Source organism: Hamadaea sp. NPDC051192 (genome assembly GCF_040682475.1).
In the GTDB taxonomy this organism is placed as follows: Bacteria; Actinomycetota; Actinomycetes; order Mycobacteriales; family Micromonosporaceae; genus Hamadaea; species Hamadaea flava.
In genome coordinates, this window is record NZ_JBFBAZ010000044.1 from 1 (window position 1) to 15670 (window position 15670).

Annotated in this window: 20 protein-coding genes; 4 read left to right on the forward strand and 16 right to left on the reverse strand. The window is 68.6% G+C overall.

Translation table 11 applies throughout. The features are described 5' to 3' along the window. Positions 1-53 precede the first annotated feature (53 nt). The 4 genes from AB0M47_RS20010 to AB0M47_RS20025 all read right to left on the reverse strand — a co-directional run bounded on the left by AB0M47_RS20010 (position 54) and on the right by AB0M47_RS20025 (position 3189). Complete coding sequence (locus tag AB0M47_RS20010) at positions 54-482, reverse strand: hypothetical protein (protein ID WP_363415582.1); 429 nt, start codon at positions 480-482, stop codon at positions 54-56. A gap of 99 nt (positions 483-581) precedes the next feature. Further along, on the reverse strand, positions 582-983 hold the full coding sequence (locus AB0M47_RS20015; RefSeq protein WP_363415585.1) for a hypothetical protein: 402 nt from the start codon (positions 981-983) through the stop codon (positions 582-584). A 161-nt stretch (positions 984-1144) separates the two neighbouring features. After that, positions 1145-1807 (reverse strand): response regulator transcription factor, encoded by a 663-nt coding sequence (locus tag AB0M47_RS20020; RefSeq protein WP_363415587.1) that lies wholly within the window; start codon positions 1805-1807, stop codon positions 1145-1147. Continuing rightward, on the reverse strand, positions 1804-3189 hold the full coding sequence (locus tag AB0M47_RS20025) for a histidine kinase (protein ID WP_363415590.1): 1386 nt from the start codon (positions 3187-3189) through the stop codon (positions 1804-1806). Before AB0M47_RS20025 ends, AB0M47_RS20020 begins: the two co-directional genes overlap by 4 nt. 113 nt (positions 3190-3302) lie before the next feature. On the opposite strand from AB0M47_RS20025, the gene AB0M47_RS20030 reads away from it, so the two are divergent. Continuing rightward, positions 3303-4415, forward strand: a complete 1113-nt coding sequence (locus tag AB0M47_RS20030; RefSeq protein WP_363415593.1) for a pectin acetylesterase-family hydrolase — start codon at positions 3303-3305, stop codon at positions 4413-4415. On the opposite strand, the gene AB0M47_RS20035 is transcribed toward AB0M47_RS20030, so the two are convergent. Beyond that, entirely contained in the window at positions 4412-4846 is a 435-nt protein-coding gene (locus AB0M47_RS20035) for a hypothetical protein (protein ID WP_363415596.1), read from the reverse strand. The two genes, AB0M47_RS20030 and AB0M47_RS20035, sit on opposite strands and share 4 nt — an antisense overlap. An 87-nt stretch (positions 4847-4933) precedes the next feature. Between AB0M47_RS20035 and AB0M47_RS20040 the strand changes: the two genes are divergently transcribed. After that, entirely contained in the window at positions 4934-5488 is a 555-nt protein-coding gene (locus AB0M47_RS20040) for a hypothetical protein (protein ID WP_363415599.1), read from the forward strand. Positions 5489-5573: 85 nt separating this feature from the next. Here the strand turns inward: AB0M47_RS20040 and AB0M47_RS20045 are convergent, their stop codons facing one another. The 4 genes from AB0M47_RS20045 to AB0M47_RS20060 form a co-directional block, all read right to left on the reverse strand. Continuing rightward, positions 5574-5912 (reverse strand): hypothetical protein, encoded by a 339-nt coding sequence (locus AB0M47_RS20045; RefSeq protein ID WP_363415602.1) that lies wholly within the window; start codon positions 5910-5912, stop codon positions 5574-5576. Positions 5913-6005: 93 nt separating this feature from the next. Continuing rightward, the gene (locus AB0M47_RS20050) at positions 6006-6704 is read right to left on the reverse strand and encodes a response regulator transcription factor (protein ID WP_363415605.1); all 699 of its coding nucleotides are present in this window, start codon (positions 6702-6704) and stop codon (positions 6006-6008) included. Further along, positions 6692-7876: an ATP-binding protein gene (locus AB0M47_RS20055; RefSeq protein WP_363415608.1), complete on the reverse strand. Its 1185-nt coding sequence runs from the start codon at positions 7874-7876 to the stop codon at positions 6692-6694. The genes AB0M47_RS20050 and AB0M47_RS20055 overlap by 13 nt, the downstream gene beginning before the upstream one ends. Before the next feature lie 59 nt (positions 7877-7935). After that, a complete protein-coding gene (locus AB0M47_RS20060) occupies positions 7936-9180 on the reverse strand; it encodes a cellulose-binding domain-containing protein (protein ID WP_363415611.1) in 1245 nt (414 codons plus the stop codon). Positions 9181-9524: 344 nt separating this feature from the next. On the opposite strand from AB0M47_RS20060, the gene AB0M47_RS20065 reads away from it, so the two are divergent. Continuing rightward, entirely contained in the window at positions 9525-9749 is a 225-nt protein-coding gene (locus AB0M47_RS20065; protein ID WP_253755140.1) for a hypothetical protein, read from the forward strand. Positions 9750-9822: 73 nt separating this feature from the next. On the opposite strand, the gene AB0M47_RS20070 is transcribed toward AB0M47_RS20065, so the two are convergent. Continuing rightward, on the reverse strand, positions 9823-10893 hold the full coding sequence (locus AB0M47_RS20070; RefSeq protein WP_363415615.1) for a polysaccharide deacetylase family protein: 1071 nt from the start codon (positions 10891-10893) through the stop codon (positions 9823-9825). Between the two features lie 239 nt (positions 10894-11132). Between AB0M47_RS20070 and AB0M47_RS20075 the strand changes: the two genes are divergently transcribed. Then, a complete protein-coding gene (locus tag AB0M47_RS20075; protein WP_363415617.1) occupies positions 11133-11705 on the forward strand; it encodes a DinB family protein in 573 nt (190 codons plus the stop codon). On the opposite strand, the gene AB0M47_RS20080 is transcribed toward AB0M47_RS20075, so the two are convergent. The 6 genes from AB0M47_RS20080 to AB0M47_RS20105 all read right to left on the reverse strand — a co-directional run bounded on the left by AB0M47_RS20080 (position 11700) and on the right by AB0M47_RS20105 (position 15620). Continuing rightward, positions 11700-12086: a DUF2809 domain-containing protein gene (locus AB0M47_RS20080; protein ID WP_363415620.1), complete on the reverse strand. Its 387-nt coding sequence runs from the start codon at positions 12084-12086 to the stop codon at positions 11700-11702. The two genes, AB0M47_RS20075 and AB0M47_RS20080, sit on opposite strands and share 6 nt — an antisense overlap. 43 nt (positions 12087-12129) lie before the next feature. Next, positions 12130-12714 (reverse strand): hypothetical protein, encoded by a 585-nt coding sequence (locus AB0M47_RS20085; RefSeq protein WP_363415622.1) that lies wholly within the window; start codon positions 12712-12714, stop codon positions 12130-12132. A gap of 78 nt (positions 12715-12792) precedes the next feature. Then, positions 12793-13635 carry an alpha/beta hydrolase gene (locus AB0M47_RS20090; RefSeq protein WP_363415625.1) on the reverse strand — a complete coding sequence of 281 codons (843 nt, stop codon included), beginning with the start codon at positions 13633-13635 and terminating at the stop codon, positions 12793-12795. 96 nt (positions 13636-13731) lie between these two features. Continuing rightward, positions 13732-14511 carry an RNA ligase family protein gene (locus AB0M47_RS20095; RefSeq protein WP_363415628.1) on the reverse strand — a complete coding sequence of 260 codons (780 nt, stop codon included), beginning with the start codon at positions 14509-14511 and terminating at the stop codon, positions 13732-13734. Between the two features lie 9 nt (positions 14512-14520). Continuing rightward, entirely contained in the window at positions 14521-15240 is a 720-nt protein-coding gene (locus AB0M47_RS20100) for an NUDIX domain-containing protein (protein WP_363415631.1), read from the reverse strand. Next, positions 15237-15620, reverse strand: coding sequence for a DUF4406 domain-containing protein (locus tag AB0M47_RS20105; protein ID WP_363415634.1), 384 nt, complete (start codon positions 15618-15620; stop codon positions 15237-15239). Before AB0M47_RS20105 ends, AB0M47_RS20100 begins: the two co-directional genes overlap by 4 nt. Positions 15621-15670: the final 50 nt, after the last annotated feature.

Below are 15670 nucleotides of genomic sequence, written 5' to 3' on the forward strand. Positions count from 1 at the left end.
GGTTTCCAGCGCGGCACCGTCCTCACCTGTCGGGCGAATCAGCGAGCCTGGGATCAGGCGTTGATGCCCTTCCAGTCCGTGCAGTTGCTCAGCTCGCCATCGATGTATCGGCAGGCCCGGAAGCTGATGAGGCTACCCTCGTGGTAGTTCTTGTTACAGGTGCCCCAATGTCCGGCCGTCAGCCGGTTGATGCAGATGCCCTGGCGGTAGAACTCGCCGTTGTAGTGGTTCTGCCAGTAGATGACGGCGGGATAGCCGTCGGACTCCATGTCCTTGACGAACAGGATGTCGCCGTCCTTGCGGAAGCACGCCTGGGCATAGGTGTTCAGCATGCACCCGTCCGTCGCCGGGTCCATTCCGTACGACTGCGCCTCGTTCCACTCGGTCGGCGGGGGAACGACGGCCGAGGCGGGCCCCGCAATGGCCATGACCGCCGTAAGCGCTCCAACCACGACGATGGCGATACGTTTCGCGATATTCATCGCCGTAGCATGCCAGATCCTGATCTTTCCGGCCATCCCTAGATCAACAGCGAAATCCTGACGTGGTGCGCAGCCCGCGCACCACCCCGAGGCCACCGATCAGGACCAGCCCCGAGCGCTGGCGCAGTCCCAGACCTTGCCCGTGCTGGCCTCGTAGTCACACACCGCGAGCTCGACGAGAACCTCGTCGAGCACCATGTTGTACGCCACGCTGACGCAACTCCCGTCGTTCTGCGAGTCGCCGATCCACTCGATCAGGCCGCCGGTGTTCTCGTTGTACAGATACGCGCGCACCGAGTGGCCGTCCGTGTCGATGTCGCAGACGGTGATCTGCTCGGCGCCCGTCCATCCGGCGACATCCGCGTCGAAGTAGGCCTTGCCGTTGGCGCCCTGCGTGTACATCCAGCCGATGTTCGTGCTCGCGTTCGCCGGTGCGGCCGTGCCGGCCACCACCAGAACCGTCGCCGCTACGCCCAAGGCCAACCTGCGGGTCCACTTCATCTTTACGATCCTCCAAAACGGACGGACATGCCGGATCCACTGTGGCTCCGGCTTTCGGCCGCTATTCCACCACAGAAGTGGACTTCCGTGGCATCGGAGGCGCAACGCGTTCCGAGCGCGTTCATCTACATCGGATGCCGCGACACCGCCGCCCTGCCCGGTCATGAACCGAGGCGTACCAGCCCGCATTCGTAGGAGAAGATGACGGCCTGTACGCGATCCCGGAGGCCGAGCTTGGCCAAGACCCGGCTCACGTAGCCCTTCACGGTCCCCTCGGTGAGATAGAGCCGCCCCGCTATCTCCGCATTGGACAGACCGCGCGCGATCAGGGCGAGCACGTCTCGTTCGCGATCGGTGAGCACGTCCAGATCGGTGCTGCTGCGGGGGAGGGGGTCACCGGACTGACCGATGTGGCGCTCGATCAGCCGCCGCGTGACCGAGGGGGCCACGATGGCGTCGCCTCGGGCCACGACGCGGATCGCGGAGAGCAGATCGGCGGCGAGCGTGTCCTTGAGGAGGAACCCGCTGGCTCCGGCGCGAAGCGCGGTGTACACGTACTCGTCCAGGTCGAACGTGGTGAGGATGAGGACGTGCGGCCCGTCCGGCTGAGCAGTGCGGATGCGGCGGGTGGCTTCCAGCCCGTCGACGTCGGCCATCCGGATGTCCATGAGAATGACGTCGGGTGCGGTCTCGGCGGCCAGGGCCGTGGCGGTCGCGCCGTCGTCAGCTTCCCCGACCACCGCCATGTCCTCGGTGTTCTCCACGATCATGCGGACCCCGGCGCGGAGCAGCGCCTGATCGTCGACGAGCAGCACGCGGATCATATGGTCTCTCCGGAGTTCACGGGCAGGTGGGCGCGGACAAGGAAACCGCCGCCGGGTGCGGGTCCGGCTTCGAGGTCGCCGCCCAGCAGCGTCACGCGTTCCCGCATGCCCTTGAGTCCGTTGCCGGCCGTGCTTTTCGACTCGCCGCCGGCCCCGCCGACGCCCGACGAGGCGTTCGCGCCGACGGCCGGCGAGCCGGTGCCGTTGTCGCTCGCGGAGATGCTCAGGCCAGAGCCGTCGTAGGTGACGACCACCTGCGCACGTACTCCCGGTCCGGCGTGCTTCATGGTGTTGGTCAGCGCCTCCTGAACGATCCGGTACGACGCGACGTCGACGCCGGTCGGCAGCGGTCGCGGGGTGCCGTCGACCCGCAGCTCGACCGGGGTGCCGGCGCGCTGGACCTGGTCCACGAGGCGCGGCAGCTGGGCCAGGCCCGGCACAGGTCGCGGTGAGTCACCGATCGGCCCCGACGCCGACAGCACGTGACGAATGTCGGCGAGCGAAGCACGCCCGGTCGAGACGATCGTGTCGAGGGCCGCGAGGGTGTCGTCAGGCCGCTTGGCGAACGCGGCCGCCCCGCCCTGGGCCTGCATGACGATCACCGCCAGGCCGTGGGCCACCACGTCGTGCAGCTCGCGGGTGATCCTGGCGCGTTCGGCTGCCGCCGCCAGCTCGGCTCGCTGATCGCGCTCGTGTTCCAGGTCGCGTGCTCGCGCCTCGAGTTCGCTGAGATACGCCCGGCGGCTGCGCATACCCCATCCGATCGCCCACGCGACGACCAGCAGCGGGTCGAGAAAAGCGATCCCGCCCCAGTCCGTCGGGCCCAGATCGGTGGGCGCCTCATCGCCCTGTGGCCCGGCGGGCCCGGCCCGTCCCGGCGGCGCGTCCCCGTCCACGTCCGGTCCTTGGTGCCCGCCGATGCCGAAGGGCCGGCCTTCGGCGAGCCATCCATCGGTCCTGCCGTCCAGGGCCGCGTACGCCGACCAGGCAGTCGCGAGGAGCAACATCGCGCCGAGCAGCACGAGGGACACCGCGCGCCGCCGATGCGCGGCGACTGTGTAGAGCAGGATCAGGACAGCCACGCTCGCCGGTGCCGGTCCGGCGGCCAGCGCCATCTGCACGAGGACCGCCAGCGTCGCGGCGACCAGCGCGGGGATCGGCCGGCTTCGGCGTACGGCGACGGCGGCGACGCAGACTCCGATGAGGACCCACTGCACACACGGCTCCCGCAGCCACGCCACGGTGGCGAACACACCGCTGTCCGGCTGCGCCGTCGGGCTCCCGATCGCCACCGTGGCAGCGAGCAGGACAGCGGCCAGGCCGGCATCCTGCCAGCCCGGCCCGCGCATGACACGCCACGCGATCGTCGTCGAAGTCCTCATGTCAGCCGTCACGATAAGGCCCGCGGTGGTCGCTGAATACTGTCTGAAGTCAGGGTCCACGACCTGACCACAGCCAGGTGTGCGGTCACATCCTCACCACCCAGCCTGTACGCATGACGAGCATCCCGCGGCCGGTGACCGGCCGACGACGTCTCCGCTCGACGCCATGGCGCCCGGTGCTGCTGGTGGCCGTACTGGCGTTGACCCTGGCCGGCTGCAAGTTCTCGCTCAACGGCGACCTGACGGAGATGCGATGGACCAGCGTCGTGCCGGCTGGCGACTGCCATTGCGCGGACGGCAGCCAGTTCTCGTTCTGGGAGCGCAAAGCCGACCCGAACCGTGTCGTGTTCTTCCTCAACGGCGGCGGCGTCTGCTGGGACGCGCAGATGTGCACATTCACCGGTGACCGGGGCCAGAACGACTTCTACGACTGGAACGTCTCCGGCGTCGATCCGGAGAACCGCAGCGGATTGTTCGACACCACCCGATCCGACAACCCGTTCGCCGAGTACTCGTTCCTCTACGTCAGCTCCTGCACCGGCGACGCCCACCTGGGCAACTCCACCCAGAAGTACTCGGCCCAGCTGACCGTGGAGCATCACGGCTACGTCAACGGCACCGCGGCGGTCGACTACCTCGCCGCCCAATATCCCAACGCGACCCAGGTCGTCGTCATCGGCAAGACCGCCGGGTCGGTCGCCGCGCCGATCTACGGCGGCCTCATCGCCGACAAAATGCCCAAGGCCAAGGTCATCGTGTTCGGTGCTCAATCCGGGGCGTGGCCGGACAACGCGTCGTTCAACGCCGACATCCTCAACGGGCGGTGGGGCGCCTACGACGCCGTGCCCGACTGGGCCGTCACCGGCCTCGGCGTACGCGACTGGGCAGTGCCCCGGTTCTGGATCCAGGCCGCCCGCCACAGCCCGAATCTCGTGCTGGCCCGATTCGACTTCGCCTACGACCCGCACGCGGCGGTCGAGCTGACCAGATGGATGCCGACCGATCCGCCGGACCTGCTGGCCCAGATCGACGCCAGCGACAAGGCGCTCACCGCGGCAGGCGTACGCCGGCACAGCTACACCGCGCCCGGCAAAGACCACGGGATCTTCGAGTTCGACAGGTTCTACGACCTCAAAGTCACCGGCGTACGCCTCACGACCTGGCTGGACACACTGGTCACGAAGTCACCACCGGACGACGTCCGCTGCGACCACTGCGCCGGCTAGGAGATGAGGCTCAGCTCCGCCTGGTTGCCGCGGAGCTGAGCCTCCGAGACCGGGTGCCGCCAGTGGCCGACCTCGATCAGATAGATGCCCCGCCGGCCGGGAATGCCGTCGATCAGGAACTCCTGACGGCAGCCTTGGTCGACGACCACCGGACCGGACAGGATCTTGCCGACCGCGAGCTGAGTACCGTCGGCGCTGCGGACCGTCACCGCCGTGCCGACGGAGAGCCGCTGGCCTTCGGCCTCCTCGCATCGTCCGCTGAGCGTCCAACCGCCACCGGTGAACGTCTCGGCGGGCGGGGCGTCAGCGACGGTCGAACTGCGAGCGACCCATCCGACCAGCCCGGCCACCGCCGCGACCGCGACGAACGCACTCGCCAGGGCGATAAGCTTCCACCGCCGGACCTCGTCCGGCCCTGCCCCCGTCGTCATACGCGGCACGCTACCGTTCGGCGTCCACTCCGGGGTCCGCGTAGCTGCCGGGCCTTCGCCAGTCGACGGTTCGGTTATCGTGCGACCGTGACCACATCGGAGCCTGCCTGGCTGGAGATCCTTCGCGGGCTGGAGGAGCCGGTCGCACGTCCGGAGTTTCCGCGCGAATGGGTGGAGCCCGAAGACGATCTGATCTGGGTGCCGCGAGGCTTCGACCATGCGGAGGCGTCGGCCCGATTCACTCTGCTGGCGGAGCGCATTGAGGAAGTGTACGGATGCGAGTGTGAATCCAGTTGCGGCCTCCGTCTGGGTAACGCCTGTTTCGGCCGCATTTGGATTCCGGCGGACTCGACTCGGACCCGGGCGAAGCGCACCCGAAACCCCTTCGCGGTGGAGATCCTGGTCAGCACGTTCGGCTGGATGGCAACGTGCTGGCCGGTCGGCCTCATCGGAAATCAAGTGGTCGTCGTGCAATCGGATGACCGCCACCGCATCCAGGAGGCCGCTGAGAGCGTCGGCTATCTCTTCGTGCCGGAGAAGGCGCTCGCCGCACCGTATGACGGAGTGAACGACTGGCTCGTCATACCTTCCGACGGAGAGACCGGTGGGACCTGGTTCGACCGCTTCTTCTATCCGATGTAAACGGATCGGCCGGAGAAGCGTCGAGGCGGGTCGCCGGGATCGTGCCCGGCAGCCCGCCTCGAAGGTGCGCTGGATCGACGAACGATCAGCCGCGCTTGGCGATGTACGAGGACCGGTAGAAGCCGCCGGCGGCGCCGGTCAGGCAAGCGGTCATGGAGTAGTCGCCGGGGCGTACCCACTCGCCGTAGTAGTAGAAGTCGGGGCCGCCGTTGTATCCATTGCTGCACCGGATGACGATGCGGAACTCTCCGGTGCCGGACGTGCAGTGGGCCGCCCGGCCGTACGCGGGCAGGATGGGGTGGGCGATGATCGAGCAGTTGGTGGGCGACGCAGCGGCCGGGGACACCGGCGCGACCATGACGGCGACGCCGGCCATTGCCAGCGCCAGAGCCGCCGACCGTGCCTTCTTGACGAGCACACTCATCTGATCCTCCTGGGGATGTGCCGGGCCAGATCTCGAAAAGGGACGATAATCAGTCGGGCCCGGTGTGGTGAGTCGGCAGAACTGCCTAGTCGATCAGGCTGTGAGCGGTCCTTGCTCGTCGGCGCGCGCCGGAGGGTTGCTGCCCGGTCCGGGTAGCCGCTCGCGGCCCAGCCCGTCCTCGCGGATCCGTTCGCCGTACTGGCCGCGATGCCGGATGGGGCGGCCCGCCTCGGCGTACTTCTGCTTCGCTCGCTCCAGGTGCGTCCGCACCGTGCCGGCCGCGATGCCCAGCCGCCGGGCCACCGCATCCACAGTCATCCCGCGCCCGTACGCCACCAGCACTTCGTGCTCACGGGGAGTCAGTTCGGGCCGATCCGGCCGGTCGTCGCGACCCAGCCAGAAGGCGTGTTCCGTGGTCAACGGCGAGTCTCCCCGGGCCACCGCGCGGACGACGTCGGCCAGGTTGGTGAGATTGCTGGTCTTGGCGACATAGGCCACCGCGCCGGCCTCGGTCGTCGCCAGGATGTACGACAGATCGGGCACCACCGTGATCACGATGACGGTGAATCCAGCGTGGACCAGCGCCGCCACGTTGTCGACGGGGTCGGTGAAGTCCTCGAGGTTGAGGTCCAGCAACACGATCCGGGCGGTGACGGTCTGGCTCAAGAAGTCGGCCACCGACGGCGCGGTCGCCACCAGTCGAATGTCGGGCACTCCCGAGATCCAGGTCGCCATGCCTTCCAGGAGCATCTGGTCGTTGTCGATGGCGGCGATCTCGATCACGGGCTCCATGACACCTCCACCACGGTCCCGTCGCCGGGGCCGGACGAGACCGACACGGTGCCGCCGATCTCGATGACCCGATGCCGCAGTTCCCGGACCAGTCCTCGGCCGGGGGGCGTCAGGGCCGGGTCGAACCCGACGCCCCGATCGACGACCACGATGCGTACGCCGCCGCCCTCGCCGACCGCGGTCAACCACGCCTCGTCGGCTTCAGCGTGCAGGGCGACGTTGTTCAGCGCCTCGCGTACCGCGCTGAGCAGTCCGGCCGCGACCGGCGGCGGCAGCTCCGTCGGCAGGGCGTGGAACTGCGAGTGCACGCGCAGCCCGAGCGCCTGCTTGTCGCGGACCACCCCCGCCAGCGAGGCGAGGAAGTCACCCGGGCCGCCGTCGCCCTGGCCGCTGATCATCCCGCGCAGGAAATCCGCGTCGCGGGCGCACAGCTCTCGGACATCCTCGGCACGGTGGTCCAGGCCGCCTCGGGCGATCTTGCTCAGCGTGCTGAGCACGGTGTGGTGCAACGCGTCGAACTGCCGGATCCGCTCGTCATAGCGGGCGGTGGCGGTGGCCTCCCGGGCTCGCGCCTCGATCGCCTCGGCGGTGGCCGCGTCCAGTCGGCGGGCCGATTCCCGCAGCAGACGCGCGCACAGCCAGCCGAGCACGCCGAAGCCCAGCATGAAGAACACATTGACGCCCACGGTGCCCAACGTGTTCGGCGCGGCTGCGGTCCGCGCCAGGTGCTCCTGGATGCCCAGCACGTACGCCCCGACGACCGTCGCAGCGCCCACCGCCGCGACGCCGGCCTGGACGAAGATCGTGGCCAGGATGATGGAGCCCATCGCCGACGGCACCACCCACAGCTGCCATCCGCTCACACACGAGGTGACGCACAGCTGTGGCACCGTGACCAGCCACATCGCGGCGAGGATGAGGTCGGCCAGCACCCACGGCACCGCAACGCGGCGGCTGCGCAGCGTTGCGGTGAACAGGGCCGCCGACCACAACACCGCGGACAGATGGCTGGCCACGATCAGCCACTGGACCCGGAAGTCATCCAGCCCGCCGGACAACAACACCGGCAGGCCCACCGCGAGCTGAACCGCGCGTAGTGCTGCGGAGGCCTGGATGAGCAGCAGCTCCGCTCGGGCCCGGGCGCCCTCGGGAATCGTGGCCGGCTGTCGCACCCGTTAAAGCTCGCATGTGGATGGCCATTCGGAAAGTACGCAGAACGGCCGACCGGGGGTCAGCAGCCGATCCGGCTCGCACCCAGGGCCACCTCGTCGAACCACAAGGTGTCAGAGCCCGTTCCGTAGCTCTCCCAGCCGAGGCGGAAGTCGGTCAGGCTCGGCCGCCAGCCGGTCCGGTTGAGCCACTGCTGATCGATGTCGTGCGTCGGTACGCCGTCCTCGTGCAACCCGGCGACCTCGGTGCCGTTGAGCCAGGTCTGCATCGTCCCGTCAGAGCCGCTGACCTTGAACTCGACGCAGTTCCACGAGTTCACCGGCAGCACCGAGGACAACGCGACGCCGGCCGGGCTCTGCTCGGGCAGGGTGGCGTCGTCGGACTGGCGATTCCATTGCAGCGCACCGTTCTGGCCGCCCATCCGCAGGTCGCGGTTGCCGTCGGCGGAGTCCTTCAACGCCACGAACGTCACGTGCGCGGCCGGGAGCGCGGTGGTGTGACGCACGTAGAAGCGGGCGTACCACACCGAGCCCGTCAGCGTCGCCGTCGACTTGACGAAGACGTGATTGCAGTAGCCTTCCGTTCCGCTGATCTTCAACGACTTGCCCCCGCGGTACGCCGTCGTCGTGTCGACCGTCGCGGTACCGGTTCCCTGGCAATCCGGGTAACTCAACGCCCATGCCCCGCTGGGCGTACCAGTGGATTGTGTCTCGAAGCCCTCGCACAGCGTGAGTGTTCCGCAGCCGCTTGAGCCGGGCGATCCTGACGGTGACGTGGACGGCGAGACGGAGGGCGAGGCCGAGGGGGAGACGGAGGGGGAGACGGAGGGGGAGACGGAGGGCGACGGTGACGCGGACGCTGAGGCCGACGGGCTGACTGAGGGTTCTGTGCCGCAGAGAGCGCCGTTGAGCAGGAGTGGCGTGGGCGTGGGATCGGCGGTGGCCCAGGTGCCCTGGACGCCGAACTCGACCGTGGCGCCGGGGTTGATGTCACCGTTGTACGCGAGATTGGTGGCGCTCACCGCCGTCCCGGACTGGGTGACGGTCGCTCCCCACGCCGAGGTGATCTTCTGATCACCGCCGTACGCCCAGGTCACCGTCCAGCCGTGGAGGGCGGTGCTGCCGGCGGTGATGTCGACGTAGCCGACGAACCCGTCCGGCCATTCGTTGACGCGGTACGTGACCTGGCACGCCGTCGCGGCGCTCGCCTCGGGCGCGGTGGCGACGACCGTGCCGGCCAGGACGGTCGCGGTGAGGACGGTGGCGGCGAGCGCGCCGAGGGCACGCGATGATCGGGTGACCCGCATGGGCTTGATCCTTTCGGCCGGACGCCGCGCTCATTCGGTCGCGGCGGCTTCGATGGCAGGTGGGACAGCGTCGTCGGGCACCACAGTGGACCCTACTTGACGATGAGCGTCGATGTCTGAGTGTCTCGGTGGGTGGACTGCCCGCGTTGCTTCGGGAAAGACGGTGTCGTGACTCACGGCAGCGAGCTGTAACGCAGTGTCATTGGATTCGCGAGGTTGCCGACCTTGCGGTGCTTTAAATCCCGGTATGCCTGATTCGTGTTATAGGCCGGATAGGCGATGTTCCACGGGGTGTGATCGACGCGACCATGGAACAGGTGACGAGCACACGGAGGGATGAAGCGATGGTCGACCTGAATCTGGACACCATGTGTGAGGCGCTGTTCGCCTCGCACGTGCAAGCTTCCGACCGCCCCGACTCGGAGCAGGTCTCCGCGGCGATCACCGGAGCGCTGGAACTGCTCGGCCCGCAGGACTGCGCCGGGCGGGTGGCCCAGGAGTTCGGCGACCACCCGGAAGCGGCCGCCGCCCGGATGCGCTGGGTACGCCAGACCGTGGCGACCGTCTGAACAGACTTACGCCGATCACCCCCCATCTGGTACGCCGCGACCTCCCCGGTCCGGCGTACCAGATGTTTTCGGGTCAGCTGCAGGCGACGCCGTTGAGCGCGAAGCCGGTAGGCGCTCCGGTATTACCGGTGTGGTTGGCCTGATAGCCGATACCCACCGACCCGCCGGCGGCGATGGTCGAGTTGTAGCCCGCGTTGGTCGCGGTCACCGCGCCGCTCGCCGGGCTGTAGGTGGCGTTCCAGCCCGAGGTGATGGTCTGTCCACCGGGGAGGGTGAAGGTCAGCCGCCAGTTGGTGACCGCCGAGCCGCTCGTGTTGGTGATGGTGAGATTATTGGTCAGGCCGGTGTTCCAGGCGCTGACCTGCGACGTCACCCGGCATCCACCGCCCGTGGGCGGCGGGGTCGACGGCTGCGCCGAAGGCGACTGCGAGGCGGGCGGCTGGGTGCCGTCCGGGGCGACGGCGCGGCCGGTCGTCGGCGAGATCATGCCGGCGCACAGGTTGCGGCTCGCCAAGCCGGCTGCGATCTGCGGAATGGCCGCGACCGTGTTGGCCGGCCAGTCGTGCATGAGGATGATCTGCCCATTGGTGAGCCGCGCGTTGGCCGCCACGATCGACGCGACGCTCGCGTTGTTCCAGTCCTGCGAGTCGACGTCCCAAATGATCTCGGTCAGGCCGTACTGCGCCTCGACGGACTTCAGCGCGCTGCTGGTCTCGCCGTACGGTGGCCGGAACAGCTTCGGCGCGGCGCCGGTGATCTGCTGGATCGCCGACTGCGTGTTACCGATCTGGGTGGCCATCTGGGAGGTGCTGAGCTGCGTCATGTGCGGGTGGTCCCAGCTGTGGTTGGCGATCCACATGCCGGCGTTCTTGGTCGCCTGCACCAGCGACGGGTTGGCCTGCACGTTCTTGCCCTCGTCGAAGAACGTGGCCCGCAGGCCGTTCGACGTGAGCGCGTTGAGCAGGTTCTGGGTGTTGCCGGCGGTCGGGCCGTCGTCGAACGTCAGCCCGACATACCCGTTGCACGTCGCCGCCTGGGACGGGGTGGCGACGAGCGTGACGGCGGCTACGGCGCCGGCGGCGGCTGCCGCGACCGCGGCGGCGATGGCGAGGATCCTGCGGGCCGGGCGAGGTGTGGAAACCATGGCCTCTCCTTGCGTAGCGGCCACCGGGTGGAGACCGGCGGCCACGTCGGACGGAATGGGAGCTCATTGAAACATCGCCATCTTTACTTCCGCAAGTTTTCGGAATTCGGCCCGGCTCTGCTTGCAGCTGTGGTCGCACTTCGAGCACGTCAGAGTAGGGAGAGTGCGGCCGAAACTTCCGGAGCCTTCCGCTCTGGTGGGGCGGTCGACTGCGCCCTCAGCTGGCAGACTTGGCGACCATGATCGACGACTTCGCCAAGGCGTACCTCCACCACCAGCTGCGCACCGTCCGCGAAGCGCTGGTGTGGAAGCTCGACGGGCTCTCCGAGTACGACGCCCGCCGTCCCCTGACCGCCACCGGGACCAACCTCCTCGGGCTGGTCAAGCATCGGGCGTACTCGGACGCGCGGTACTTCGGGGAAGTCTTCGGCCGGCCGTTCCCCGGCCCGGTGCCGCGCTGGAACGAAGCCGGAGCCTGGGAGAACGAGCATTGGGCCGCCGCCGACGAGACGCGGGCCGACATTCTGACGCTCCACCAAGCCGTCTGCGAACACGTCGACACGACGATCGACGCCCTGCCCATCGACGCACCGGGTCACGTGCCGTGGTGGCCGAGTCCCGACGTCAAGCTGTTCAACATCATGATCCACAGCCTCACCGACACCACCCGGCACGCCGGGCACGCCGACATCCTGCGCGAACAGCTGGACGGCCGCACCGGAACGACAGCCGAATACGAGCAGCCGAACGACGTCGGGGTTCGGGAGGCGTACTGGGCGAAGGTCAGCCAAGCCGCCGCCGCATGGTCATGACCTTCGCGTACGCAAGAACCAGTGCACGGCCACCAACGGAACGACGCCGACGGGATACCAGGCGACATCGACGATGTCGAACTGCGTACCGAGCAGGAGCTGAGCGATCACACTGCGCTCCGACAAAGCCGCCGGAATCCCAGTGAGCTGCGAGAACTCCACAAACCAGCAGTACGCCGTCGCGATCCCACCAGCCAGCAGCGGCGAGATCGACGGCCGGACGAACACCACGATGGTGTAGACGATCGACCCGGACAGCGCCGCACCCGAATACTGCCCGATCTGGCCATCGGTGACGGCGCGGATGCCGAACGCCGCCGCAGCGAAGACCGCGGCCGACGCGACCATCAGCAGGCGTACCCACCGTGAAGCGAAAGGCATCGGCAGACTCTATCGTGATGATCGTTCGCCCGGGCAACGGCAACTAGCTCTCGATCCAGGCGGACATGGCGCTGTCGGCGTCCGCAGTGATCTTCACGCGGCTGCCGTGGGGGAGCCGGAACCGATCGGTGGCGAAGGTCGGGCGGAGCCGAGCCACCGCGTCCCGCCACAACCTCTCGGCCGAGACGCCGAACAGTTCCGGATCGAGGTCGATTCGCGTAGCGATCCGAAGCCCCTCCCAGATCAGCTGGTCACCGACTCGTTGCGGCGATCCGGGCGGCCGACCGGCCTGATCGACGGTCACGGTGCTCGTGCGGCAGAGCAGGGTCCACCACATACGCCGCTGCACGATCTCCTCGATCGCGGCAGCTTTGGCCGCGGCCGGCCACGCCAGCCGCGCCCGATGCACTTCCGCTGTCAGGGCGCCGCCGTGGTGAAGACCGAGGTCCACCTGCTTGGCCGGCTCGGTGGCGTAGTCGAGCAGCTCGTGGACGGTCCAGGCACAGAAGATCAACGGCCAGTCGGCCGGCGGCGAGTCGCCGAAGTACATCGCCGGACGGGAACAGACGGCCTCGCGCGGTGTCACGATGCGCAAGGAGGCGCTTGAGTAGTCCGGACGCTGCGTCATGCCATTGATTCTGCCGTCCGCAGAGTGCCAACCTCCGGCTCGTTCGCCCGGGCATCACCGGGAGGTCGGCAGACTCGGTCAGGATGTGTGGCGCAGCAGGGCGTCCACGACAACTGGCCAGGTCACGCGCGGCAGGCCCGGGCCGACGCCGGGCAAGGTGAGCAGCGTGGCGCCGGGGATCTCCGCCGCCAGCGCGACTCCGTTCCCGTGCGGGAAGAACAGGTCCTCCTCCCCGTGGATCACCAGGGTCGGTGCGGTGATCTCGCCGAGCCGTTCGCGCCATCTCGGCCGGCAGTCGATGGCCGCGAACATGGTGCCGAGATGGCTCGCACGCTGCGCCTCCGCTGTGCGTCCCGTCCGGTCGAAGAGGGACCCGGCAGCCGCCCGCGCATCCTGCTCGTTGAATCCCCGCGAGCCGGACATCAGCCGCGCGGAGTCGGTCATGTAGTCGACCACGCTGCCGCGATCCGTCCAGTCCGGCTGAGGACGCCCGAACAGCTGCCCCAACAACTCCGGCGCGTGATCGGGCAGGTCGGCATCGACCGGGCCAGGTGCGACCGGACGGGTGGAGACCAGCGTCAGCGACGCGACTTGATCAGGGTGGTCGAGCGCGAGCAGCTGTGCGATGAACCCACCGACCCCCATGCCGACCACGTGCGTACGCCCTACGCCGAGCGCGAGCAGCAGCTCGGAGGCGTCGGTCACCAGGTCGCGGAGATCGTAGCCGGGCGCGTCCGGGTCGACGAACGTCGACTCACCGGCGTCGCGCAGGTCGTACCGCACCACATATCGCCCGGCCAGCTCCGCGACCAGCTCGTCCGGCCAGCTGGACGTGGTGACACCCACCAGCAGCACCGGTGGGTCCGCCGGATTCCCCTGCGTCTGTACGCACAACTCGACACCGTTGACCTTGATCCGCATCTGTTGCTCCTTCCTGGTCATCAGGTAAGACGAATCAGCACCCGGAAACTCATCGCCGGGCCGAGAACATCCAGCGGTCTCGGCGTGATCCCCGGGTCAGCGGCCCCTGCGCTTGAGGGTGCGTTCGTAGTCCTGGAAGCGGGCCTTGGCGATCGCCTTCCGGTCCGGTGTCCGCAGCACGATGCCCTCGGCGCGCCCGGCTGCGTCGCCGTCCAGAGCGGCGAGGGTCGCGGGCATCCACTCGTCGAGGAAGGCCTTGGTGCGGGCGATGTCGGTGGGAAGGTCGGTCGCGTCGATTTCGAAGAGGCGCGGAGTCAGTACCAGCCCGGTGCGTTCGGCGGTCTGCCGCAAGGCTGCTTCGTCGAGGAAATCCTGCCCGCCGTCGTCGCGCCAGCCGGAGATGCGCCGGGCGTCCCAGTCCGACATCTCCCGGTAGTCGCCGACGACAGCCACGTCGAACAGGCGGTTTCCGATGCTCCGGCCACCCGTGTACTGCTTCGACGCAGCTGTGACCTTGCCGCCGTACACCTCGAGATAGTGGACGACGATGCGGTCGCCTTCGACGGCGGGCAGGCGGTCGGCGATCGGGCGCAGCGCGTCGACGATGCCGAGCGCCGGGTTGCCGATCAGGTCGCCCTTCGCATAGAGGAGTTCCTCGCGACTGCCCAGCAGATAGGTGCCGTCCGGTAGCAGGATGATCCGCGAGTTGGTTCCGTCGACTTTCTCCGTACCGACGACGACGCCGGCGAACGGTACCGTTTCGTCCAGCAGCCCGCCGTTACGCGGATCGAGGCTGTGGTAGGTCGGGATCGACGGATACTTGGTCATCGAGTTGATGGCCGGAAGGTTCGCGGCTCGGACGTTGAAGGCGGTCACGGCGGCTCCCTATCGACGCGGGCGCTGATCATCGTGAAGCCGTCCGACCCGAGTCGCAATCAAGTTAGCGAAGGGGCCGGTGAGGGCGGCCCAATGCAGGAGCAGGATCGTCTTGCCGTCGGTGATGCGTCCATCGTGGATCATCGCCAGCGCGTCGGCGAAGGGGAGTTCGAGCACTTCGATGTCTTCGCCTTCGGCCTCCAGTCCGCCGCCGGTTCCGGTGCGGTCGGCCTCGGTGTAGGGGGCGGCGTAGAAGTGCAGGCGTTCGGTGACCGAGCCTGGGCTCATGTACGCGTCCAGGACGTGTGTGAGCTCGCCGAGGCGTACGCCTAGTTCCTCGGCTGCCTCGCGTCGGATGGCGGCTTCGGGAGCATCGTGGTCGAGGAGGCCGGCGGCGGCCTCGATGAGCATGCCGTCGGGGTGGTCGTTGACGTACGCGGGATAGCGGAACTGGCGGGTGAGCAGGACGCAGCCGCGTCGCATGTCGTACGGCAGGACCACCGCGCCGTCGCCACGGTCGTACGTCTCGCGGTGCTGGGTCTCCCAGCGCCCGTCGCGGCGGCGGTAGTCGAAGGTGGTGCGGCGTAGCACGTGCCAGCCGTGTGAGGTGAGTTCCACGTCGCGGACGACGACGTCGGGGTTGCGCTTCAGGTCACGCCCGGCACGGTCGAGGCCGGTGCGGCCGCGATGGTCGGGCGCGTCGATGCCGGGGCGAGCCGGGCTGGTCATGCGGTCTGCTGCGGGGTGCGATGTGGGATCTCGTCCACGTGGTGGTAGACGGGCAGACCACGGCGGCGCGCGGTGGCGACGTCCTGATCCGCCCCGGCGGAGTCGCCGGGGAGCCGGAGTACGGCGTCGCAGTGGCCCAGGAGTCGTTGGGCGGTCGGGTAGAGAACCTGGTCGGCGAGGGGGTCGGTGGGCCCGGCTCCGGCCGAGTGCAGCACCGGAAGAGCGATCCACTCGCCGATCACGGGGATGTGTCCGGCGGCGAAGATCGGCCAGGCGGCGGCTTCGAGGCGGGCGAGGTTGGCGGCCATCGCGGCGGGGTCGCCGCCGGTGCCGGAGCGGTAGGGCCCGGCGATGAGGATGAGCAGGGGTTTGTCGGTCATGGCAGCCACGGTACACTCGACCGTGCAGAAACGTGCAAGAGTGTGAGGGA